This is a genomic window from Pseudomonas sp. RIT-PI-q (assembly GCF_001297125.1).
In the GTDB taxonomy this organism is placed as follows: domain Bacteria; phylum Pseudomonadota; class Gammaproteobacteria; order Pseudomonadales; family Pseudomonadaceae; genus Aquipseudomonas.
In genome coordinates, this window is the sequence record NZ_LHPC01000025.1 from 228,232 (window position 1) to 252,083 (window position 23,852).

21 protein-coding genes are annotated in these 23,852 nt (G+C 58.8%); 14 read left to right on the top strand and 7 right to left on the bottom strand.

Annotated elements, in window-relative coordinates:
- Positions 1-57 precede the first annotated feature (57 nt).
- Entirely contained in the window at positions 58-948 is an 891-nt protein-coding gene (ubiA, locus tag AEQ67_RS10710; protein ID WP_059403840.1) for a 4-hydroxybenzoate octaprenyltransferase, read from the bottom strand.
- Entirely contained in the window at positions 948-1,511 is a 564-nt protein-coding gene (locus AEQ67_RS10715) for a chorismate--pyruvate lyase family protein (protein ID WP_059403841.1), read from the bottom strand. Before AEQ67_RS10715 ends, ubiA begins: the two co-directional genes overlap by 1 nt.
- Before the next feature lie 200 nt (positions 1,512-1,711).
- Here AEQ67_RS10715 and AEQ67_RS10720 point away from each other — a divergent pair, with 200 nt between their 5' ends.
- From AEQ67_RS10720 to AEQ67_RS10730, 3 genes are all read left to right on the top strand, one after another.
- Complete coding sequence (locus tag AEQ67_RS10720; protein ID WP_007954349.1) at positions 1,712-1,879, top strand: rubredoxin; 168 nt, start codon at positions 1,712-1,714, stop codon at positions 1,877-1,879.
- Between the two features lie 20 nt (positions 1,880-1,899).
- Positions 1,900-3,048, top strand: a complete 1,149-nt coding sequence (locus AEQ67_RS10725) for an NAD(P)/FAD-dependent oxidoreductase (RefSeq protein ID WP_059403842.1) — start codon at positions 1,900-1,902, stop codon at positions 3,046-3,048.
- Positions 3,049-3,240: 192 nt separating this feature from the next.
- Positions 3,241-3,516 (top strand): HU family DNA-binding protein, encoded by a 276-nt coding sequence (locus tag AEQ67_RS10730; RefSeq protein WP_003213368.1) that lies wholly within the window; start codon positions 3,241-3,243, stop codon positions 3,514-3,516.
- Between the two features lie 251 nt (positions 3,517-3,767).
- Here AEQ67_RS10730 and AEQ67_RS10735 read toward each other — a convergent pair whose 3' ends face one another.
- The 5 genes from AEQ67_RS10735 to tssI form a co-directional block, all read right to left on the bottom strand.
- Entirely contained in the window at positions 3,768-4,163 is a 396-nt protein-coding gene (locus AEQ67_RS10735; RefSeq protein WP_059403843.1) for a DUF6124 family protein, read from the bottom strand.
- 401 nt (positions 4,164-4,564) lie between these two features.
- On the bottom strand, positions 4,565-6,901 hold the full coding sequence (locus AEQ67_RS10740; protein ID WP_059403844.1) for a lipase family protein: 2,337 nt from the start codon (positions 6,899-6,901) through the stop codon (positions 4,565-4,567).
- A complete protein-coding gene (locus AEQ67_RS10745) occupies positions 6,891-7,694 on the bottom strand; it encodes a hypothetical protein (RefSeq protein ID WP_059403845.1) in 804 nt (267 codons plus the stop codon). The genes AEQ67_RS10740 and AEQ67_RS10745 overlap by 11 nt, the downstream gene beginning before the upstream one ends.
- Complete coding sequence (locus tag AEQ67_RS10750; protein ID WP_059403846.1) at positions 7,691-8,539, bottom strand: DUF4123 domain-containing protein; 849 nt, start codon at positions 8,537-8,539, stop codon at positions 7,691-7,693. Before AEQ67_RS10750 ends, AEQ67_RS10745 begins: the two co-directional genes overlap by 4 nt.
- On the bottom strand, positions 8,536-10,563 hold the full coding sequence (gene tssI / locus AEQ67_RS10755; protein ID WP_059403847.1) for a type VI secretion system tip protein TssI/VgrG: 2,028 nt from the start codon (positions 10,561-10,563) through the stop codon (positions 8,536-8,538). Before tssI ends, AEQ67_RS10750 begins: the two co-directional genes overlap by 4 nt.
- Before the next feature lie 408 nt (positions 10,564-10,971).
- On the opposite strand from tssI, the gene tssA reads away from it, so the two are divergent.
- From tssA to tssJ, 11 genes are all read left to right on the top strand, one after another.
- Entirely contained in the window at positions 10,972-12,528 is a 1,557-nt protein-coding gene (tssA, locus tag AEQ67_RS10760) for a type VI secretion system protein TssA (protein ID WP_059403848.1), read from the top strand.
- A gap of 32 nt (positions 12,529-12,560) precedes the next feature.
- Entirely contained in the window at positions 12,561-13,064 is a 504-nt protein-coding gene (gene tssB, locus AEQ67_RS10765; RefSeq protein WP_059403849.1) for a type VI secretion system contractile sheath small subunit, read from the top strand.
- 28 nt (positions 13,065-13,092) lie between these two features.
- A complete protein-coding gene (gene tssC, locus AEQ67_RS10770) occupies positions 13,093-14,568 on the top strand; it encodes a type VI secretion system contractile sheath large subunit (RefSeq protein WP_059403850.1) in 1,476 nt (491 codons plus the stop codon).
- Between the two features lie 13 nt (positions 14,569-14,581).
- A complete protein-coding gene (gene tssE, locus AEQ67_RS10775) occupies positions 14,582-14,989 on the top strand; it encodes a type VI secretion system baseplate subunit TssE (protein WP_059403851.1) in 408 nt (135 codons plus the stop codon).
- A gap of 19 nt (positions 14,990-15,008) precedes the next feature.
- Positions 15,009-16,796, top strand: coding sequence for a type VI secretion system baseplate subunit TssF (gene tssF / locus AEQ67_RS10780; protein ID WP_059403852.1), 1,788 nt, complete (start codon positions 15,009-15,011; stop codon positions 16,794-16,796).
- A complete protein-coding gene (gene tssG / locus AEQ67_RS10785; RefSeq protein ID WP_059403853.1) occupies positions 16,760-17,767 on the top strand; it encodes a type VI secretion system baseplate subunit TssG in 1,008 nt (335 codons plus the stop codon). The genes tssF and tssG overlap by 37 nt, the downstream gene beginning before the upstream one ends.
- A gap of 13 nt (positions 17,768-17,780) precedes the next feature.
- Positions 17,781-20,369: a type VI secretion system ATPase TssH gene (gene tssH, locus AEQ67_RS10790; RefSeq protein WP_059403854.1), complete on the top strand. Its 2,589-nt coding sequence runs from the start codon at positions 17,781-17,783 to the stop codon at positions 20,367-20,369.
- 10 nt (positions 20,370-20,379) lie between these two features.
- Positions 20,380-21,897 carry a sigma 54-interacting transcriptional regulator gene (locus AEQ67_RS10795; protein ID WP_059403855.1) on the top strand — a complete coding sequence of 506 codons (1,518 nt, stop codon included), beginning with the start codon at positions 20,380-20,382 and terminating at the stop codon, positions 21,895-21,897.
- A gap of 93 nt (positions 21,898-21,990) precedes the next feature.
- Positions 21,991-22,131, top strand: a complete 141-nt coding sequence (locus AEQ67_RS10800) for a hypothetical protein (protein WP_059403856.1) — start codon at positions 21,991-21,993, stop codon at positions 22,129-22,131.
- Positions 22,132-22,148: 17 nt separating this feature from the next.
- Positions 22,149-23,345, top strand: coding sequence for a type VI secretion system-associated FHA domain protein TagH (gene tagH, locus AEQ67_RS10805; RefSeq protein WP_059403857.1), 1,197 nt, complete (start codon positions 22,149-22,151; stop codon positions 23,343-23,345).
- Between the two features lie 5 nt (positions 23,346-23,350).
- Positions 23,351-23,851: a type VI secretion system lipoprotein TssJ gene (tssJ, locus tag AEQ67_RS10810; protein WP_059403858.1), complete on the top strand. Its 501-nt coding sequence runs from the start codon at positions 23,351-23,353 to the stop codon at positions 23,849-23,851.
- Position 23,852 lies beyond the last annotated feature (1 nt).

Consider the following 23,852-nt stretch of genomic DNA (forward strand, 5'->3'; position numbering starts at 1 on the left):
GTAAACCTCGCTCCTTCCTTGTAGGAGCGAGGCTTGCCCGCGAAGGCGCCAGCCGTCTCAACGCATTCCATAATCAAAAACAATCCCCAGGAAAATCGCCAACCCGGCCCAGTGATTGTGCAAAAACGCCTTGAAGCAGCGCATCCGGTCCTTGCCGCGGGTGTACCAGAACTCCCACACAAAACAGCCCGCCGCCGTCAACAAGCCGAGGTGGAACCAGCCGCCGAGCTCGAATTTCGACCCGGCCAGCAACAGGCAACCCAGCGCCATCCCTTGCAGGGTCAGGATGATCACCCGGTCCGCGTCGCCAAACAGAATCGCCGTGGATTTCACGCCGATCTTCAAATCGTCGTCGCGATCAGTCATCGCGTAATACGTGTCGTAGCCCACTGTCCACAGCAGGTTAGCGATCCACAGTAACCACGCCGCCGCCGGCAATTCACCGGTTTCGGCGGTGAACGCCATCGGCATGCCCCAGGAAAACGCCGCGCCCAGCACCACTTGCGGGTAATAGGTGTAGCGCTTCATGAACGGGTAACTGAAAGCCAGCGCCAAGCCACCGAACGACAGCCAGACCGTCTTCGCATTGGTACACAGCACCAGCAGGAAACTCACGCCCATCAGCAGCGCGAAGAACACCAATGCTTCCTTGGAGCTGATCTTGCCGCTCACCAAGGGCCGCTGCTCGGTGCGTTTTACGTAACCGTCGACCTTGCGGTCCGCCCAATCATTGATCACGCAGCCGCCGGCGCGGGTCAGGACCACGCCGAGGACGAAAATCACGACGTTGGCCAGGGACGGCGAACCTTTACCGGCAATCCACAGCGCCCACAGCGTCGGCCACAGCAACAGATAGATGCCGATCGGCTTGTCCATGCGGGTCAGCTGAATGAAATCCCAGGCCCGAGGATTCAAGCGATTCAGGGACTTGAGCAGGCTCTGGTACATCAGCAGTTCTCCGGATGGGCACGGGTGGCGAGCCACAAGGTCGGCAAGAAAACTTCAGCCCCCAGCACGCTCAAGGCACCGCGGTCGAAGCGCGAACGGCGGCCCCACAGCTCGGGTGCTCGTGATTCCGTCGGCAGCCATTCCTGAGGATAGTGACAAACCTCGATGGCGCGGCGCTGAAACGCCTGATCGCAAAACAGCAACTCGCCCAGCGAGCGGCTGCCCAATTCGTCCATGTGCAAACCGTCACCCTGCAAGGCGCTACGCGCGGCGACGCTGCGGGCAAACACCCACGCCTCGCCATGACCGCGCAGATACACCTCGCGCACCCAGCCTTCGCTGCCCTCGGCAAGGTCCAGCGCGGCACATTCATCGGCGCGCAACGGCTGCCAGCCTTCGAACAGCGGCGTGACGCTGAAACCGTCATTCGACAAACGGATCAGCCGTCGCGTCAGCGAGCCTTCGTCGAACAACCAGTCGAGGGTAGACGCGTCGGGGAGGGGAGCGAGCAGGCTTCGGGAGAGCCAGTGCGGGGCCGTGCGGGGGAGAGTTGAGTGCGGCACAGTGAGTCATTATTGGCAGCAAATGAGGCGGCGAGCTTACCATGTCAGCTAATAATTTTGAGTGATATGGCCGCCCGTTGCGTCGAACAGGCTTGCATCTGCCCGGCCCCATCAGTACAAAACGCCCTGAGCCGGACGGCAACGCTTTATCCATCGACCGTTCGCGCCAGTAAAAGCCTGAAACCTGAGGATGTACCTGAATGAAAAAGTGGCAATGTGTGGTCTGCGGCCTGATCTATAACGAAGCCGACGGCTGGCCGGACGACGGCATTGCGCCTGGCACCCTGTGGCAGGACGTACCGGAAGACTGGCTATGCCCGGACTGCGGCGTGGGCAAGATGGATTTCGAAATGATTGAAATCAACTAAGACATTTAGAGGAGTAAGGAATGAACGCACCTGTCGTGATCGTTGGTACTGGGCTGGCTGGCTATAACCTGGCCCGCGAGTTTCGCAAGCTCGATGCTGAAACCCCGCTGCTGCTGATTACTGCCGATGACGGTCGCTCCTACTCCAAGCCGATGCTGTCCACCGGTTTTGGCAAAAACAAAGACGCCGACGGCCTGAGCATGGCCGAACCCGGCACCATGGCCGAGCAACTGAAGGCCGAAGTGCGCACCCATACCCGTATCAGCGGCATCGATCCGGGTCACAAGCGCCTGTGGATCGGTGAGGAAGCGGTGATTTACCGCGACCTGATCCTCGCCTGGGGCGCAGAAACCGTGCGGGTGCCTATCGAAGGTGATGCGGCGGATGCGGTGTTCCCGATCAACGATCTGGAAGACTACGCACGCTTTCGCGCAGCGGCGGCCGGCAAGCGTCGGGTGTTGCTGCTGGGCGCCGGCCTAATCGGCTGCGAATTCGCCAACGACCTGATCCTCGGCGGCTACGAGGTGCAACTGGTTGCACCGTGCGAACAGGTCATGCCGACCTTGCTGCACCCGGCGGCAGCCGCTGCGGTCCAGGCCGGGCTGGAAAGCCTGGGCGCGCGTTTCCACCTCGGTCCGGTGCTCAATCGCTTGCAACGTGTCGCTGAAGGGCTGGAAGCGCACCTGTCCGACGGCCAGGTCATCCTGTGCGATGTGGGGGTGTCGGCCATCGGCCTGCGTCCGCGCATCGACCTGGCGGCGGCGGCCGGTCTGCAGGTCAATCGCGGTGTGGTGGTCGACCGCCACCTGAAAACCTCCCACGCCAATATCTACGCATTGGGCGATTGCGCCGAGGTCGATGGGCTGAATCTGTTGTACGTGATGCCCCTGATGAGCTGTGCGAGAGCGCTGGCACAAACCCTCGCCGGCAACCCGGTGGCGGTGAACTACGGCCCGATGCCCATCACCGTGAAAACCCCGGTTTGCCCCTTGGTGGTTTCGCCGCCGCCACGGGGCACGGAGGGCGTCTGGACGGTCGAAGGGCAGGGCGCCGACATCAAGGTTTTATGCCGCGATGCCAACGGAAAACTGCTCGGTTATGCCCTGACAGGCGCGGCCGTGATGGAAAAACTGGCCCTGAACAAAGAGCTTCCGGCACTGCTGGCGTAAATACCGGTCGTTCTGTCGGAATCACCCCGCTTTTGCCCCTACAAAGGTCGCGCCGAGACTGGCGCGGCTCTCTTGTGCATGCCATTCTCACTCCCGTCTGCCGCAGAGTAGAGCACCTGCGGCGCTTTGGGCGCTGTTCCAACGAGAACAGCACGGACATAACAACAAAAAACCGTCAAAGGGGCTTCACTAATGCGTAAACCAGAACTCGCCGCCGCCATCGCGGAAAAAGCAGATCTCACCAAAGAGCAGGCCAACCGCGTTCTCAACGCCGTTCTCGAAGAAATCACCGGCGCTCTGCACCGCAAGGACAGCGTTACGCTGGTAGGCTTCGGCACCTTCCTGCAACGCCACCGCGGGGCCCGCACCGGCAAAAACCCGCAAACCGGTGAGCCAGTGAAAATCAAGGCCAGCAACACCGTTGCCTTCAAGCCAGGCAAATCGTTGAAAGACAGCGTCAACCCGTAACACGCACCGACTGCCTGCATAGCGGGTGAGCGGAATAAAAAATGGGCACGCCAACGAGGTTGGGTGCCCATTTTTTTGGCCGCAACACCGGTCCTTGTAGGAGCCGGCTTGCCGGCGAAAGCGGCGTGTCAGTCGACATCAATGTTGATAGATGCGCTGGTTTTTGTGCTCCCAGCTGTGTGCTGGGCACCGTGACGCGAAAACCCCGATGGCCAGAACACTCCCATCGGGGTTATTTACCGCTTGGTGAGTTAGCAGGCTGGGCTTTGTTGTTTGGTGAGAATCGCGGCCATTTCCGGTTCATCCAGATCATCCAGTGCTCGCTCCACCAACAAATGCACCCCGTCGGCCATGCGGCTGAGTGCCAAAGCTACGGAGCGGCGTGAGCCGTCCACATCGTCAGCGAGGTTAGCGGCGATGGCACTGATGGACAACAGGTCTTCCGAGGCGTTGGCGAGGAGGGCTTCAGTGTTGATGTCCCGGCAGACGCTGAAGAGTTGGCCGTTGCGTTTCGGTGGTTTCTTTTCGGTTGGCGGGAAGTGATGGTCGAGGGCGCGTTCGGCGGCTTCGTTTAGTTTGTTTGAATCGGGGCTTTCATAGGGGGAGACCGGATCGGTGTCCGGCGGGTTTGGCGTTACTTTGCACATAGTCTTCAATTCCTTGGGTGATGCTGACAACACTTCGCCGACTAAACGAAGGGGTGGCAGCTGTACGCAGGTTAGTCGGACCGGGGAATTGAAGAAGCCGGCGCACCCGAAGGTGCCCTACGCACAGCCGCCATCAAAAACAGGTAGGAACTACCTGTTTGAATGACGCTTGTGCAACTTCAATTACCGGCAGGCGACTAAACCCGATCACTGATAGGCAGTGACAGGAACCAAGTTACCGAGCAGCTACGAGACGCACAAGCCGGCGGATTCTGGCGTAGCCGTAGGCAACGGCGCAAGGTGTTGTAGCTTGCAGGAAGTAACTTGCAAGGCTTTTAAACAAGTAATATCGAGCCGTGTTTAATGCGCTGGCACTGAACTCTCCTGTTGGCGTATCCGCGCTACACAATCGAGTCAATATCCAAATGGTACGGGGCGCCCGGCGCAAACCCTCCCGTTATCGCCGCAATTGCCGCCTCATGGTCTTCGGGGTCTGGCGGAATCATCGCCAGTTGTTCCTTGGCGGTATTTTCTGGGTGAGCTCTCCAACGAAGCAGACTGTCTTGCACCCACTCGGGCTGGTCAGCGTAGCTGCCATAAACTTCAGCCTCGGTGACCGTCTGACGGTGCAACGCGAACAGGCGAGCCTGGGTCTGCGCTATCTTTTCCCTTTCTTTTTTTAGAGTTTCCGTCTCTTGGATATTTTGCTGGTGATTGCGATGACCGGTGGGGTTTCCTTCAATGCGCCGATTGAGGTCGCGAAGTTGTTCATCGATGCTTTTCAACGCGCCGCTGATCCATTCGTATTCATTTAGGGTGACCAGTGAACGCTTGAGTTCCTGCGCCTCCTGCCAACGACGCAGGCTCGCCCAGCAGGCAGGAATGTAACTGCTGACCATCGAGTGATGGCCGTTATCTATCAGCTGCCGCAGGAATGAATCACGCTTGGGCAAGCCATTGATCTGTCGCAGCTCCTCGGCGCAGCCATGGTCGTTGATCGTGCTGCAACCCGGTTCCCAGAGAATAGAGGATCGGCGTCCATCGTCGAAGTCCACCGGCATGAAGTGACGTAATTGGCCGTGATGGCCATAAGGGTCACCCATGAAGTTGATGATCCCGCCGATGAAGAAAGCCAAACCACCGGCCGGCTGCAGGGCAAGCACCACCCCATGAGTGGCATACGACGGCAAGCGATTGGACGGCGTATTCATCCAGGTGGAGGGAACGCTCGGCACCGGGTCGTTGTGGTTGACGATTCGGTGGTGGATGAGCGGCTTGGCGCCTTCGAGGAAGGTAGAATCGGCGGCGCGGGGGGCGCCGTAGGTGTAAAGCAAGATATCTGGGGTAAATCGTTTGTCGCGTCGCAACATCTCAGACAGGATTAACGCCACCGCCCCGCCCAGACTGTGCCCGGTAACCACCACTTTTTGTCCGCTAAAGAACTTATCCAGGTATTTCACAACAAACGCGTACGCTACCTTGGCAGCCCGATAAAAGCCGTTGTGCACTTTGCCATCCCCTTCCTCGAAGGGTACTTGGTGGGCATCCGCATCAAGCCAAGCGTCGGGACCTATCTCACTGGTTCCCCTGACGCTCACCAATATCAGCCCGTCGTGATGAATGATGAAGGCCTGCGTGTCGGTATTGTTTGCTTGGTTGCGATCATCAAGGAAGTGCAGCTTGGTCGGATTTTCCTGCTGATCACCCAACTCAGGGGCATTGACCTCTGGGTACAACTGCGGGTCGAACGGCACCACTTCCAATCGTTTGGAGTAAGGCACCTCCTCATACAGCGGATAGTGCTTTGCGGTCTGTGTGGCATCGACTTGCCACAGCTCATCAAATTGCGGCAGGGCATGACCGAACCAGTTGCCGCTGCTGGGCTGCAACGGAAATGCAACGCTGTTCGTTTCTACGGGCTGGGTGTTCGGGTCTTGACCAAAGTCGGTGTAACTCAACGTCGACATCAGCGCCAATTGATAGAGGTTGAGTGCGCAAAATTCGTTGCCGGTCGACAGCATTGGGCGCAGTGCCCTCATCGGACGCACTTCCAGCACATGATGTTTGTTCGGCAGCAGGGCGATGCCCTTTGGCTTGGGCAGTGGCGGTGCAAATCCCAGCTCGACCATGGCCGTGTCCATCGGGCTGACGACAGCGCTCATCCCGCCATCCGGGGCACCTGGATTTTGAATCGTGAACGTTCTGGTTTTGGCAGGTTGGCGCATCAGCGTGTGCACCACCATGTTGGGTGGGTCACTGCGAAAGGCCAAGGGCGGCAAATGCGCTGCGTGCTTTACCAGCTCACTCACTTCAATCTGGTAGTAGGCGCCGGGATCAGCGAGGTCTTTTGCTGGGTTCTCTTGGGTGCGTATACCGGTTTTGTTGAAGAAGCGGGTTTTTTCGGCGCGTACTTGTAGTTCGGTGATGGGGAGTGGGTAGTTCGGTCTTTCACATAAAAACGAGTATGTTTTTTCACGACCGCTATATGGCTGACTCAGCTTGAGCAATACCGGGCCACAGAAGTGGTTGTCTACCTTTCCGAAACCGGCTGCATCGAGTTTTCCTTTGTAAACGGTGTCTTCGTAATCAGTAACCTCGTAGGGCAAGCCAGCATAAGGTTTGCCGTTCCCCAACTCGTCTACTAACTGAAAACTCGTCGAATGACCGCGTAACGGGCAGGCGTGAATATTGCCACCCATAAATGGCGTATCACTCGCGGCTAAAGTTTCAATGCTCATGGGTTTCCTCCTTGTTTTCCGTGCAGCCCGGGTAGATGGTGCAGATCCGTTCATCCAGCATCTTGAAGGTGCTGAAATCCTTGTGATTGCCGTAGCAAAACGCATATTGGTCTTCAAAGTTGTCTCCCATGCAGCGCTTCCATCCACCGGGCACTTTGATCCAGGTATCGCCGATTGCTGGTCGTTCCACCTCGGCCAACGTGATTTTCAGCCTCACGGTTTTCCCCGGTAGCTGATCCAGCGTGTAAGCCGTAAAAGGACGACCTCTGATGACATTGCCTTGCGTATCGGTTTTTTTGCAGTCGAGGATTTTTGTGATGTAGCGCTTGGGGCCAACTGTGCGGAACAACCATTGGCACTGTCCGGAAAAACTGCCTTCGCCTTCAGAGTTGAAGTCGCCTTTGTATTTCTCAAGCAACTCATGGCGCACTGCGATTGAGATAAATTCGTAGGTGGTGTAACTGCGCTTGCTATCTCTGCCGATGACCCCAACGATTTTGACCTCTAAAAGGTTCAACGCCACCGGGCAGTTTTCAACCGTCCTGTACAGCTCTATCTCAGAAGTCGTTTCGTATTTCATCCCGATTTTGTTGAAACCGAGCTGAGCGTTTCTCCCTCCCGCGAGGGTGCATGTTTGCCCTTTGGCAGGAAGGTATACGGCCTTAAGTTCGTACGTGAAGTCAGGTGGAAAATCGGGAATGAAGGTAAAGGTGTCTGGCTTGCCAACAGCCGCACAACCCACGATCAGCGAAAGACAAGTGCCGAGGGCCAGTCTTTGAATGGCACGTTTCATACAGGAGCATTTCCCTGCCAATACAGCACTTGCTCATACACCCGCTCAAAATGTTCCGCCGAGTCTTCTTCCGGCTTAGGGAGCCAAGCCTTGGGTGGGAGGTAACCCGGCGTTTGCAGGCTCTGCGTCAACAAAAAATGCACCTGCTCAGGTTGCTGCCAGCCCCATAAACGGGCCGTTTGAATCAAGCCCCACAACCAATCATCCACATTCAGCTGTGTGGCCAGGCGAGCCAAGGCGTCAGTGTGCTCACGGATCAGGTAACGGCGCGTGTTTTCGAACTGCACGTTTGAATAGACAGTTTCCGGCGTCGGGGTTTTCAACCAGGCGGGGTCGAGCGGCAGCGGATGTTCGCCAGGGTCAGGGTTATCAGTGACCGTCCATTGATCAGCCTGCCAGTAACAGACGCTGGCAATCGGTCCAAGAAAATCGGCGCGCTGCTCAGGTTGCAGAAAGGTCAGGGCGCGCCCCAGTACCCGATTATCGTGGAAGCGATACACCGCTTGATTCGGGCGCTCACCGACGATTAGCCGGTCGCGCCAGTGAGAGACCAAAACATCCAGGTCAATGTTGCTGGCACTTGCCAACCAGCCCCAATGACGCTCGGGCGTGTCGAGCAGTGCCTCGATGACCGGATGTTTGACGGTTCCCATCTGAAAAAGAAAAGGACCTGTTTGCGCCAGTGAATTAGCCACCGTGCCCACATACAGGCTGCGGTACTGATGGGCTCCCAGTTCGATGACCAGCGCCGTGCGCTCGTCGAGATGGCCGTCAGTGTCGAGCATCAGGTAGAGGTCCCGACCGGACCGGGATTGCTCGAGCAGCCATTGATCAAGTGTGTTCATGCCACTTCTCCAATGCTGCATTCGCCAGCGAAACACGCCTCGCAAAGCGGGCAGTAGTCCGCCGCCTGCTGCCGAGCGGCGGACACGATAGACAGTGGGCTGGCGATGACGGGATTGGGGTAGCTGGCCACAGCCTGTGATGCCTGTAGCGGCCGAATACCCGTCAGTGGCGTACCGCCCTCGACGATGGCCACGCTGCTGAAAATCCCGCCGGCGTTGATGACGATGTGGTGACCACCCGCCGTTAGCGTCAGGCTCATGCCCGCGTCAATCACCACGTTGGTGGCGGTGACATGCGCCTGTTGACCGGCTTGGATAATGAGCGAACCCACGGACGTCGTGCTGCTATCGCCGCTAATAGTGATCAGCTCATTACCGCCAATCACCGTGCTTCGCACACCTTGGGTGGTGTGCAACTCCTCACCCTTGATCAGGCTGGTGCTGTTGTTGTTTACCTGCTCGAAGCGATCGTTGCTGATCAGGCTGTGGCTGTCGTTGAGGATCAGTTGCTCCATGTCGCGTTGGGCACGCAGGTAGATTTTTTCCTGCCCGGCGCGGTCTTCAATCGACAGTTCGTTGTAGCCGCCATTGCGCGGGGAGCTTTGGCTGCGCAGCACCGTTTTGGTCTTGTTCTCGGGCAGTTTATGAGCGACGGATGTGACCTTGTTGACCACGCAACCGGTGATGACCGGTTGGTCCGGATCGCCCTCCTGAAACGTCACGATTACTTCCATCCCGACGCGGGGGATGGTCACCGCACCAAACCCCGCACCTGCCCAACTCGATGAAACCCGCAGCCAGCAACTGCTTTTTTCGCTGTTGAGCCCGGCTCGATCCCAAGGCAGCTCGACACGAACCCGGCCGTGCTCATCGCAAAATATTTCCTCGCCGGGTGGCCCTGTGACGCGAGCGGTCTGGCAAACCAGTACAGGTCTGCGGGGAGGCAGCGGTGGGCGGTAGAGCACGTACGAAGGAATCGCAGTGAAGGTGTTGCGATAGCCCTGGGTGAATCCGTCGGCAGATTTGTCGTCGGTGATGAATGCCTCTTCCAGGGATTGCGGTTGTTTCCCTGTGTGATGGAGGCTGAGCAGTAACCACATATCGTTGCAGGCTTTGCGCGGATGGTCGGTCAGGTCGAACAAGTGACCGCTGCGCAGCGTCGGCTGATCACTTTCACCCTCGACCAACTGATAGTCGCTACGGTGTCGCTCCAGAGCCTGGCGCACGAGCTGTTTGGCATGTTCTTCAGTCTTCATCAAAAGCGGATAGCGATAGTCTTCCAGCACGGGGGTGAACTCGGCCGTGAAGCGCTGCTCCAGCAATAGGCTCGGGCGTTTCAGGTCGTAGTTACGACGTGTGACCGTGCTAGTGCGAGTGCTGAAGCCCATGGCGAACTGGTTGACGACCGGATGCTCGGCGACCATGCCAGCGTCTTGCCGATAGGGGGTTGCATCCAGCGTCGGGAAAAATACCTGGTCGTCGGTGAACACCAGCAAATGACCTTCTGGCGAATGCTGGTGATGCCATGCAATACCGTCTTCGGCGCACAGGCGCTGGACGAACTCGAAGTCATTTTCCCCATATTGAGTGCAGAACTCGCGTTCGGCGCTGGTGCTGACATGGAAGGTAAACACATCAGTCTGGATGCCATGCCCTTGGAGAACCTGAGTGATGATTTGCGGCACCGTCAGATTCTGGAAAATTCGCTGATCGTGACTGAGTTGCAAGTAGTACAGCGCAGGCACCAGGGTCAGGTGATAGCGGGTCAGGCGTATTCCGGATTCACTCACGAGCACGTTTTCGATGTGGCCATGAATGCCTTCGTTATTAGGGCCGAATTGAAGAAAAGCCGGTTGACCAAGCAAGCTTTCCAGATCGAAATCAGGGTACTCGCTGACCAGATCGACGCGGATGGCATACAGGGTGCTGATGGCTTCGGTGCCTTCGAAGGCCAGTACTTTGAAATCGTTGCGAACCGTTGGGATCACGAGCGTGAAATGAGCTGAATTAGCCATTGCGAACATGCGCTTATCCTTTTGCCTTTTTATTACCTCGTCCTTGAGCTGGAAGTGAAAACAAAACTTGAGGCGCAAACCCCTTTTGGGCTTGAACCTGCATTAATTGCTGAAACACGCTAACAAGGCATTGAAATGATTAATGTAGGAAAGCTCTCCTACATTGGTCAGAAACTTCCCGTATTGCAGGATGTTGCATAAGAGACGGAATTGCATGGCGGTAACTATTCCTACTTCAAAGTGCCATTAATCCGATGGCTCTTTAATTAACAGCTTTCATTTCTATGCATTTTCAGAAGCGTCCTACATTTTTCCTTTTCTATTTTTGTCATTCTCTGTGCCGGCTTCGGCTACAGGGTGATTGCCTCATTGAAACTCTAATTGGCGATTGACCCTAATTCTTAATAAAGGCCATGGATGACTTACTCAAACAAACTTTCCGCTCATTATCTCGAACTCGCGAAAGTCTCTGTGTCCCAAGAGAGTTTCGCGGGCGAGGACGTTCGTTTTTCGATCGACTATGAGGCGTTGGAAAGTGAGTTGGGCAAAGCCCAATCCATGCACGAAAGCGGTCAGATCGACTGGCTGAAAATCCGCGATAACAGCGAAAAACTGCTGCGTAGCCAATCCAAGGATTTGCGGGTGGGTGCCTGGCTGACGTGGGCTCTGTACCAGCGTGAATCCTTCCAGGGGCTGCTGGCGGGTCTCGGTTTGCTGCACCATTTGTGTGAACACCACTGGACCGATATTTACCCGAGTAAGGGCCGCACGCGCTCCGCGGCCATCAGTTGGTTGGTGCCGCGTCTTGAGCAGGTCCTGAACGAAAACATCGCGATCAAGGAACAACTGCCCCTGTTCCGCCGTCTGGTGGAGCATCTGGAAGGCCTCGATGCGGCTTGCACCCAGCACCTGGGTGACGATGCGCCTTTGCTACTGCCGATCTCCCGCCGCTTGAAAAACCTGGTCCAGCGCGCCGCCGACAACCAGCCGGAGCCTGGTGTAGTGAGCGCGGCTGTGGCTCAGGTCAAGCAGGCCGCTACGCAGTTGTTCACCCCCGGCGCACCGATCGACAACGAGAAAGAAGCCTACAAGGCCTTGCGCGCCCAACAGGAAAACGCACGCCCGTTGTGCGCCTGGTGGCTCAAGCAGAAAGCGACCGACCTGCGTGCGCTGCGCCTGAATCGCACGCTGCTTTGGTTGTCCATCGACGCCGTGCCCGAGCGCAACGCCGAACAGATCACTGCGCTGCGCGGCTTGCCGGCCGACAAACTCAAGTCCTTTCAGGACCGTTACGACCAAGCGAAGTACGCCGACTTGCTGGTGGAACTGGAGATGAGCCTGGCGAAGGCGCCGTTCTGGTTTGATGGCCAGCGAATGGTCTGGGAATGCCTTCAGGGCCTGAACGCTGAAATGGCCATGCGCGAAGTGGAAATTCACTTCTCGCTATTGATTCAGCGCCTGCCCGGCATCATCGAATTGCGTTTCCATGACGGTGCCCCATTCGCCGATCCAGCCACCCGCGTCTGGATCAGCGCCCACGTCATGCCGCATTTGCAAAGTGCCAGTGCGCCACGCAAGGCCGAAGTTGTCGGCACCCAACCGGCCTGGGAACTGGCCCTGGAAGCCGTGTTGCCGATCCTGCGCAAGGACGGTCTCAAGGCTGCCGTACAAATCCTCAAGCAGGACCTGCAAAGCGCCCAAGGCGGGCGCGTTCGGTTCTTCTGGCAGTTCGCCCTCGCGCGGCTGTGTTTCATGGCCAAGAAATACGAACTGGCCAAGACCCAACTCGAAACCCTCGACCAAACATTACAGGACTCAGGCCTGAACGCCTGGGAGCCCGACCTTGCGCTGGAGGTGCTGCATTTGCTGCATAGCTGCTGCGAGTTGTTACCGCAGAACCATGCCGTCCGTGAACGCAAGGAAGAGATATATCGCAGGCTGTGCCATCTCGATCTCGAAGTGGTACTCGAATAGGCCCACGGGCCTCAACCGCAAGGAAATTAGCCATGGCCAAAGAAGGCTCGGTAGCCCCCAAGGAACGCATCAACGTCACGTTCAAACCTGCCACCGGCGGTGCCCAGGAAGAGATTGAACTGCCGCTTAAACTACTGGCAATCGGTGACTACACCCACCGCAAGGACGAACGCAAAGTCGAAGATCGCAAGCCGATCAGCATCGACAAAATGACGTTCGACGAGGTGCTGGCCAAGCAAGAGCTGCAACTGACGCTGAGCGTGCCGAACCGTCTTCAGGATGAGGGCAGCGCTGAAGAGCTGGGTATGCAACTGCGCATCAAGTCGATGAAGGACTTCAATCCGGCCAGCCTGGTCGAGCAAGTGCCTGAACTGAAAAAACTGATGGAACTGCGCGACGCGCTGGTCGCCCTCAAAGGCCCGCTGGGTAACGCGCCTGCGTTCCGCAAAGCCATCGAGGGCGTTCTCGCCGACGACGAATCCCGCGGTCGCGTACTGGGTGAGCTGGGCCTGAACGCCGCAGCGCAGAACGCTTGAGTCTCCATCAGCCAAGGAAGCCAACACTATGAGCACCAGCGCAGCGCAGCAAAAGAATAACGAGACCGGCGAATACAGCATTCTCGACAGCATCATCGCCGAAACCCGCCTGACTCCGGACGACGAAGCCTACGACATCGCCAAACGCGGCGTGTCGGCGTTCATCGAAGAGCTGCTCAAGCCGCAGAACGATGGTGAGCCGGTCAAGAAAGCCATGGTCGACCGCATGATCGCCGAGATCGATGCCAAGCTCAGCCATCAGATGGACGAAATCCTCCATCACCCGCACTTCCAGTCCCTTGAGTCCTCGTGGCGTGGCTTGCAGCTGCTGGTCGAGCGCACCAACTTCCGCGAAAACATCAAGATCGAAATCCTTAACGTCTCCAAAGAAGACCTGCTGGACGACTTCGAAGATTCGCCGGAAGTGATGCAGGCGGGCCTGTACAAGCACGTCTACACCGCTGAATACGGCCAGTTCGGTGGCCAGCCGGTGGGCGCGATTATCGCCAACTACTTCATGTCCCCAAGCTCGCCGGACGTGAAGCTGATGCAGTACGTGTCCAGCGTTGCCTGCATGGCCCATGCGCCGTTCATTGCCGCTGCCGGTCCAAAGTTCTTCGGTCTGGAAAGCTTCACCGGGCTGCCAGACCTGAAGGATCTGAAAGATCACTTCGACGGCCCGCACTTCACCAAATGGCAGAGCTTTCGCGAGTCGGAAGACGCCCGTTATGTTGGCCTGACCGTGCCGCGTTTCCTGCTGCGTAACCCGTACGACCCTGAAGAAAACCCGGTCAAATCGTTCGTGTACAAGGAAACTGTCGCCAACAGCCACGAGCACTATCTGTGGGGCAACACCGCTTACGCGTTCGGCACCCGGCTGACCGACAGTTTCGCCAAATTTCGCTGGTGCCCGAACATCATCGGCCCGCAGAGCGGTGGCGCCGTTGAAGACCTGCCGTTGCACCACTTCGAAAGCATGGGCGAAATCGAAACCAAGATCCCGACCGAAGTGTTGGTGTCCGACCGTCGTGAATACGAGCTGGCCGAGGAGGGCTTCATCTCCCTGACCATGCGCAAGGGTAGCGACAACGCGGCGTTCTTCTCCGCCAGTTCGGTGCAGAAGCCGAAGTTCTTCGGCATCAGCGCTGAAGGCAAGACAGCCGAACTGAACTACAAGCTCGGTACACAACTGCCGTACATGATGATCGTCAACCGCCTGGCTCACTACTTGAAAGTGCTGCAGCGCGAGCAACTCGGTTCGTGGAAAGAACGGACCGACCTCGAACTGGAACTGAACAAGTGGATCCGCCAATACGTGGCCGACCAGGAAAACCCGAGCGCCGAAGTCCGTGGCCGTCGCCCGCTACGTGCTGCGCAAGTCATCGTCAGCGATGTCGAAGGCGAGCCCGGCTGGTATCGCGTCAGCCTGAACGTGCGCCCACACTTCAAGTACATGGGTGCCGATTTCACCCTGTCGCTGGTTGGCAAGCTGGACAAAGAGTAAGCGGAGCCCACTCATGACTGGATACGGCAGCCTATTCGAACGCCTGGGTGGCGACGCAGACAAACGCGTCGGCTGGAGCCGCGAGGTCTCCGCCATGGCGTCGGTTGCTGCCCATCTGGCGAAGATGCTCAGTACCCGTGCGGGCAGCGTGCAAACGTTGCCCGATTACGGGCTGCCCGATCTCAATGACATGCGTCTGAGCCTGCATGACGCTCTGAGTCAGGCCCGTTTGGCCATCGAACATTTCATCGAAGCCTACGAGCCACGCCTGAGCAATGTGCGTGTCATTTCCCTGCCGCGTGAACACGATCAGCTTCGCCTGTCCTTCAGTATCGAAGGCTTGCTGGAAGTCGAGGGTTTCAAGCGTCAGGTCAGTTTTGCCGCGCGCCTGGATGGCAGCGGTCAAGTCAACGTCCGCTAACGACAAGCAGGTATTGCGCGTGTCCTTTAACCACTACTACCAAAGCGAACTCACCGCACTTCGCCAGTTGGGTCGTCGATTCGCCGAGCGTAGCCCGGCGTTGGCGCCGTTCCTGGGGCAGGCCGGGCGTGATCCGGACGTGGAGCGGTTACTGGAAGGCTTTGCATTCCTGACCGGTCGCCTGCGCCAGAAGCTCGACGACGAATTGCCGGAGCTCAGCCATTCGCTGATGCACCTGCTGTGGCCCAACTACATGCGGCCGCTGCCGGCGTTCAGCATTTTGCAGTTCGATCCGTTGACGCGCTCCGGTCCGGCGCTGGTGGTCGAGCGTGACACACCGGTTGAGAGTGTGCCGATAGACAACGTGCACTGCCGTTTCCGCACTTGTTATCCGACTGAGCTTTTGCCACTGGCTCTGGCCGCGCTTACATACTCGGTGAAAGGCGACGGCTCGCTACTAAGCCTGCGGCTGCAGATGAGTGCTGACGGTCATCTTGGTGAAGTGGAGCTGAGTCGGCTTCGCCTGCATTTCGCCGGCGAGCGTTATATCAGCCAGATGCTTTACCTGAGCCTGTTGCGCAATCTGGAAGGCATCGAGCTGATCCCGCTGGACGGTGCCGGTGAGCCCATCAATGGCGTCAACGACACGCCGATGGCGTTCAAGATACCCGGCAACCGCGTGCAGCCGGTGGGGTTTGCCGAAGAAGAAGCGTTGATCCCATACCCGCTGAACACGTTCCGCGGCTATCGCTACCTGCAGGAGTATTTCGCCTTCCAGGACAAATTCCTGTTCGTCGACATCAATGGGCTGGACCTGCTCAAAGCCTTGCCGGAAGACACCCTCAAGCAGATGCGTGGCCTGGAACTACGCTTCGATATTCGCAAGAGTGGCATCCAGCGCCTGCGGCCGACCCTGGACAACGTGAAGCTCTACTGCACGCCGATCGTCAACCTGTTCAAGCACGATGCGCTGCCGATCCGTCTCGACGGCAAGCAGGACGAATACCTGCTGCTGCCGGCCAAATACGATCTGGAAAACTGCGGCGTGTTCTCGGTGGAAACCGTCACTGGCTGGAAACCCGGAGGCTTCGGTTACCAGGAATACGTGCCGTTCGAATCCTTCGAGCACGACCCGAGTTTCGACGTCCCCACCAGCCGTCCCCACTACAGCATTCGCCAGCGTCCATCTTCGCTGCATGACGGTCTGGACACCCACCTGAGCTTCGGCATCCGCCACACCGTAGCCCACGAAACCCTGTCGATCGAGTTGATGTGCACCAACCAGAATTTGCCGCGAAAACTCAAGCTCGGCGACATCTGCCGGTCCTGCGACAAGACGCCGGAGTTTTTGAGTTTCCGCAACATCACCCCGGCCACATCGAGTTTCGCACCGCCGCTGAACCGTGACTTCCTGTGGAAGCTGATCAGCAATATGTCGCTCAACTACCTGTCCCTGAACGACGTCAACGCGTTGAAGGTGATTCTCGAAACCTACGACCTGCCGCGTTACTACGACCAGCACGCGGCCAAAGTCAGCAATCGTCTGCTGGGAGGGCTCAAGTCGATCAAACATCAGCACGTCGACCGACTGCACCGAGGGTTGCCGGTACGCGGGTTGCGCACCGAGCTGACCATCGACCCGCAAGGGTATATCGGCGAAGGCGATGTGTTCGTGTTCGCTTCGGTTCTCAACGAGTTTTTCGCGCTTTACGCCAGCCTCAATTCGTACCACGAGTTGCGGGTAAAAAGTACACAAGGAGAGGTGTACCAATGGACACCACGTATGGGGCTGCAACCCCTGCTTTAAGCGGGCTGACCCGAGTGATACGCGAATACTCGCTGTTTCAGGCCGTGCTGCTGGTGGTTGACCGGTTGCGTGAGGCGCACCCGCAACTGAGTGAAGACGACCTGTACGACCAACTGGAATTCCAGGCCAATCCGAGCCTGGGTTTCCCCGGCAGCGATGTCGATCGCGTGGAGTTTTTCGAAGAACACGGGCAACTGCGCGCGCGCCTGAGGTTCAACCTGATTGGCCTGGTGGGTTCCGGTTCGCCGCTGCCGGCGTTCTACGGTGAACAGGCATTGGGCGACAGCGAAGACGGCAACCCGACTCGCAACTTTCTCGACCTGTTCCACCATCGCTTGCAACGATTGATGCTGCCGATCTGGCAAAAGTACCGCTATCGCGCGCGCTTCCAGAGTGGCGCCCTCGACCCGTTTTCTGCGCAGTTGTTTGCATTGATCGGCCTCGGTGGCGAAGAGATCCGCAGGGCCCGGGAGCTGAACTGGAAACGCCTGTTGCCATACCTGGGCCTGCTCAGCTTGCGGGCGCACTCGGCGGCGCTGATCGAAGCGGTGCTGCGTTATTACTTCAAGCATGCCGAGCTGACTATCGAGCAGTGCATTGAGCGCCGCGTCGAAATTCTCGGCGAGCAGCGCAATCGTTTAGGGCGCGCCAACAGCCTGCTCGGAGAAGACCTGGTGCTGGGCGAACACGTACGCGATCGCGGTGGAAAATTCCGCATTCACATCCGCGAACTCGACTGGCCGCGCTTTCACGAATTCCTGCCGATCGGTTTCGGCTACCAGCCGCTGTGCGCGCTGGTGCGGTTCACCCTGCGCGATCCGCTCGATTACGACATTCGCCTGGTCCTGCGCCAGGAAGAAATTCGCGAACTGCGCATCGGCGAGCAGAACGCCTGTCGCCTGGGATGGACCAGTTGGCTCGGCCGCGAAAAAGCGGACGGCGTGGTGACACTGGGCAGCAAAACTCATTAAGGACGTGAAGCCAATGATCAACGTAGACCTACAACAACTGATCCAGTCGCTGGACGCCGAAACCCGTCGTGACCTGGAAAGCTCTGCCGAACGCTGCGTCGCCCGTGGCGGTAGCAAAATCCTCGTCGAAGACCTTCTGCTGGGCCTGCTGGAGCGCCCGCAAGGCCTGCTTGCACGCGCGCTGCAAGACGCTGAAGTGGATGCCGGTGAACTCAGCGGCGCGTTGCAATCGCGGGGTGAGTACAGTGCTTCGCGCAATCCGGTGTTCGCCCCGGAACTGGTGCAGTGGCTGCAAGATGCGTTGCTGGTGGCCACCCTTGAATTGGGTGAAAGCCAGGTCGAGCAAGCGGCATTGATCCTCGCGCTGCTGCGCAACCCGATGCGCTATGCCGGCAGCCGCTACCAGTCGTTGCTGGCCAGGTTGAACATCGAGCGCCTGAAAGAATTTGCCTTATCACAGAAAGAACAAACGACCACCGGCCAATCAGCCGTGCCGGGTGAATCACTGCTGGAGCGCTTCACCCACAACCTGACGCAACAGGCCCGAGACGGCCAAATCGACCCGGTGTTGTGCCGCGATGGCGCGATCCGGCAGATGATCGACATCCTCGCCCGTCGCCGCAAAAACAACCCGATCGTGGTCGGTGAAGCCGGCGTCGGCAAAACCGCCATCGTCGAAGGCCTGGCCTCGCGCATTGCCGCTGGGGAAGTGCCGCAAGTGCTCAAAGGTGTTGAACTGCTGTCACTGGACATGGGCCTGCTACAGGCCGGTGCCAGCGTCAAAGGTGAATTCGAACGCCGCCTCAAAGGCGTGATCGACGAAGTCAAAGCCTCACCAAAACCGATCATCATCTTTATCGACGAAGCCCACACGCTGATTGGCGCGGGCGGCAATGCCGGCGGGTCCGATGCAGCCAATCTGCTCAAGCCGGCCCTGGCCCGCGGCGAGTTGCGCACTATCGCCGCGACTACTTGGGCGGAGTACAAGAAGTATTTCGAAAAAGACCCGGCGCTGGCCCGTCGTTTTCAACCGGTGCAACTGCACGAACCGACCGTCAGCGAAGCGGTGACCATCCTTCGTGGCCTGGCTCCGGTGTATGAAAAGAGCCACGGCATCTACTTGCGCGATGACGCCGTGGTAGCGGCGGCCGAGCTGTCCGCCCGTTACCTCGCGGGTCGTCAGCTGCCGGACAAAGCCGTCGATGTGCTCGACACCGCGTGTGCTCGCGTGCGCATCAGCCTCGCCGCCGCCCCGGAAAGTCTGGAGCATCTGCGAAGCGAGTTGGCCGAAGGTGGCCGTCAGCATCAGGCCCTGCGCCGCGATGCTGAAGCAGGCTTGCTGATCGATCATGAAGCGCTGGATGCTTTGGAAGATCGACTGGTCGCCGCCGAGGACGAAAGGGGCGCACTGGAAACCCGCTGGACCGAACAGAAAGAACTGGCCGAGCACCTGCTGGACCTGCGTCAGCAACTGGCCAAGGCCCGCGAAACCACTGCCGTCGATGAAACCCCAAGCGTCGAATCCCTTAAAGCCGCGTTGAACGAAACCCACCGCGCCCTGACCGATGCCCAGGTCAAGGAACGGCTGGTGAGTTTCGAAGTCTGCCCGCGTCTGGTGGCCGAGGTGATCAGCGCCTGGACCGGCGTACCGTTGGCGCAGTTGGCCCGCGAACACAACGCCAAGGTTGCGAGTTTTGCCACCGATCTGCGGTCACGCATTCGCGGTCAGGAGCAAGCCGTTCACGCACTGGATCGCTCGATGCGCGCCACCGCTGCCGGCCTGAACAAGCCGGATGCACCGGTAGGCGTGTTCCTGCTGGTGGGCCCGAGCGGCGTCGGCAAGACTGAAACCGCACTGGCCCTCGCAGACTTGCTGTACGGCGGCGATCGTTTCATCACCACCATCAACATGTCCGAGTTCCAGGAAAAGCACACCGTCTCGCGCCTGATCGGTGCGCCACCAGGTTACATCGGTTATGGCGAAGGGGGCATGCTCACCGAGGCCGTGCGACAGAAGCCGTACTCGGTGGTGTTGCTCGATGAGGTCGAGAAAGCCGACCCGGACGTGCTCAATCTGTTCTACCAAATTTTCGACAAAGGCGTGGCTAACGACGGGGAAGGGCGCGAAATCAACTTTCGCAATACGCTGATCCTCATGACCTCGAACCTGGGCAGCGAGCGCATCAGCGAGCTCTGCGAAAACGGCGCGCGGCCCACCGCGCAAGTGCTCGAAGAAACCATCCGCCCGGTCCTCAGCAAGCACTTCAAACCGGCGCTGCTGGCGCGCATGCGCGTGGTGCCTTACTACCCGGTGGGCGGACCGGTGCTGCGTGAGCTGATCGAAATCAAACTCGGCCGCTTGGGCGAACGGCTGAACCGTCGTCAGCTGGATTTCACTTACTCGCAGGACCTCGTCGATCACCTGGCCGAATGCTGCACCCAAAGCGACAGCGGCGCACGCCTGATCGACCATTTGCTGGATCTGCACGTGCTGCCACTGTTAGCCGATCGTTTGCTCGATGCGATGGTCACCGGCGAAAGCCTCAAGCGTGTTAATGCAACGCTCGACGGCAATGCCTGCGTCATCTGCGAGTTCGCTTGAGGTGGGTGTGATGTTCACTCAGGTGCCACAACCACTGGTGTATGCCGAAGCCTTGCTGGCGCAATTCGCCAGCCTGTCGCGGGTGGCGGACGGTGCAGCGTTGCTGGGGGAATTCGTGCGCGGGTTGGCTGAGCTCAGCGGGTGTGAGCTGACGCAGCTATACCTGCTGGACGCCACTCACACGAGCCTGGGAATGAACGCCGAGTGCTTGAACGGTATTGTGCAACCTCGGGAATCGGCGAGCCTGCCGGCGGATTACGACGGTGAGCAACTGCTGCAATTCGCCCTGCGCCAAAACCGCGTGGTATGCCTCAGCGAGTTGAGCGGGAGCCTGCATGAAACCAGCTTCCTGCCGGCCCAGGCCACGCCTTGGCAGTCGCTGCTGTGCGTGCCGCTGGTCAATCAGCAGAAGACTGTCGAAGGGTTGCTGGTGTGTGCCAGTTGCCGGCATATCGACCTGCAAGGCTTTGCCGATTCCCTTGGTCAACTGGGTTCGTTCGTGCTTGATCAATGGCGTCTGCAGCAACGGCTACGTCGGCCATCTGGCGACGCACGACCGGCACCGACCAGCGTTCCGAGCGCCAATGGGTTTGGTCTGCTCGGCAAGAGCTTGGCCATGCGCCAGACCTGTTTGTTGATCAGCAAGGTGCTGAACAGCCCTTACACGGTGCTGTTGCGTGGCGAGACCGGCACCGGCAAGGAAGTAGTCGCGCGAGCGATTCACGACTGCGGCCCGCGGCGCTCCCAGGCATTCATTGTGCAGAACTGCGCGGCGTTCCCCGAGAACCTGCTGGAAAGCGAGCTGTTCGGCTACCGCAAAGGCGCGTTCACCGGCGCCGACCGTGACCGCGCCGGTCTGTTCGACGCAGCCAGCGGCGGCACCTTGCTGCTGGATGAAATCGGCGACATGCCGTTGTCCCTTCAAGCCAAGTTACTGCGTGTTTTGCAGGAAGGCGAAATCCGTCCGCTGGGTTCCAACGACACCCACAAAATCGACGTGCGCATCATCGCCGCGACTCATCGGGATTTGTCGGTGCTGGTGCGCGAAGGCAAGTTTCGTGAGGACTTGTATTACCGCCTCGCGCAATTCCCGATTGAGCTGCCAGCCCTGCGACAGCGTGAAGGCGACATCCTCGATCTGGCCCGGCACTTTGCCGACAAGGCCTGCTCGTTCTTGCAGCGGGATATGGTGCGCTGGTCCGACGCAGCGCTGGACCATCTGTCCGCTTATGCCTTCCCCGGCAACGTACGGGAGCTCAAAGGTCTGGTCGAGCGTGCGGTGCTGTTATGCGAAGGCGGCGAGTTGCTGGCTGAGCATTTCTCCCTGCGCATGGACACCACGCCGAAAGCCAACAGCCTGAACCTGCGTGAACGGTTGGGGCAGGTCGAACGCAGTCTGTTGCTCGATTGTCTGCGCAAAAACGACGGCAACCAGACCCGCGCAGCCCGAGAGCTCGGATTGCCCCGCCGCACGCTGCTGTACCGCCTCGGGCGCCTGAATATCCATCACGGTGCCTTCGATGGCTAGGTAACGGACCGTCGATTCCACCTCAACCGCTTATTGCAGCGCAGCCCGAACGGGCCGGTGCATTGTGCATTGTCTACCCCTGGAGACCCTCTGATGTCTGTTCGTCACTGGCAAGCCGTCCTGCTGACCCTCGTCGTTCTATGCGGCCTCGGCGGCTGCAGCGGCAATTACAAATTCAACGACGACACCTATCGCCCCTTGGGTGATCCGCAGGCGGTCAATCGCGGCAAGTGACCGCAAGGAGTATCACCATGGAATTGGTTTTCGAAATGCTCAACACCAAGCAGTTCGTGCCCACGGACTTGTGCCAGAAGACCTTCAATCAGGCCGGCGGTGTGATTTGCCGGGGCAAGGATTGCGACTGGATCATTCCGGATCGCAAGCGTCACCTGTCCAACCACCACGCATTGATCAGCTACTGCAAAGACGCGTTTTTCCTGACCGATACCAGCAGCAACGGTATTCAAGACAGCGAAAGCGGCGCGCGCCTGCGCAGGGGCGAAGCGATGCGCCTCGAGCACGGCAGCGTCTATGTGCTGGGTGATTTCGAGATCCGCGCACGGCTGGTGCGCGCCCCGGCGACCTTCGACGTCGAAGCCGGCCGGCCGCAAATCGCGGGCAGCACCATTCCGGACAATGCGTTCCTTGACCTCGACCCGCTGAACGCCCTCGACGAGCAAGAGCACGGGTACTCGGAAATCGATGAGCTGACCGCGCTCAACGCACCCCGTCAGGAGCCGGAGCAACGCGCTGACTACGCGCGTATCGACATGGAAAGCCTGATGGTCCCGGAGCTGATCGACGCCCCGGTCGAACCAGCACCAGCCCTGGGACTGAAGGCAGTCGAGCGTCAGAGCGAAGGTTTCTGGGAGCATTTCGGCGCCGCGTTGGGCGTGGACCTCAATGGCCTCGACCACGACGCCCGCGAAGCCTTGGCACTGGATGCTGCACGTCTGCTCAAACAGAGCGTCGGCGGTTTGCAGCAGAGCCTGCGCACCCGTAGCGAACTGAAAAATGAACTGCGGCTGGCCCAGACCACTGTGCAAGGCACCCACAAAAACCCGCTGAAATTCGCCGTTGATGTCGATGAAGCGTTGGGCATTTTGTTGCAACCGAAGAGGCCCGGCCAGTTACCGGCCGAGCAGGCAATCTCCCGGGCGTTCCGCGATTTGCAGGCGCACCAGGTGGCTTTGCTCACCGCTACTCGCGCCGCTGTGCGCAGCACGCTGGAGCACTTCTCGCCTCAACAATTGACCCTGCGTTTCGAGCGCGACAACAAGCCGTTGCTCGCCACGTCCGGCAGCCGTTGGAGAGCTTACGGCCGCTATCACCAGGCCCTGCGTCAGGACGATGACTGGAGCGAACGCCTGCTGGCTCGTGACTTCGCCCAGGCCTACGAAGAACAGATCCGCCTGATTTCCACTCTTCACTCCGACCACCAAGGATGATGCGCATGTCTCGCTGCTCGACCGTTTTTTTCAAAACACTGGCTGCGCTCATGGCCTTGGTGCTGCTGGCTGGCTGCTCGTCGCTGTCACCGTATTCTCACGTCACCAAACTCAACCTGAAGCTCACCGCCAGCGATCAGCTGAACCCGGACCTCAACGGTCGTCCATCACCCATCGTCGTGCGCCTGTTCGAACTCAAGCACCCGGTGGCTTTCGAGAACGCAGACTTCTTCAGCCTGTACGAGCGCGCCAAGGAATCCCTGGCCCCGGACTTGCTGGCCAGCGAAGAAGTCGAATTACGCCCGGGTGAAACCGTCGAACTCAAGCTCAGTGTGCAGGAGGGTAGCCGTTACGTGGGCGTCCTTGCAGCCTATCGTGACTTGCCGGAAACCAAATGGCGCTACACGGTGCAAGTCACTCCAGTGGATGTCACCGAGGCTGATCTGACCCTCGACCAGGCCGGTATACGCAACAGCAACGAAGCGCTCGCCAAGGCGGATGACTGAT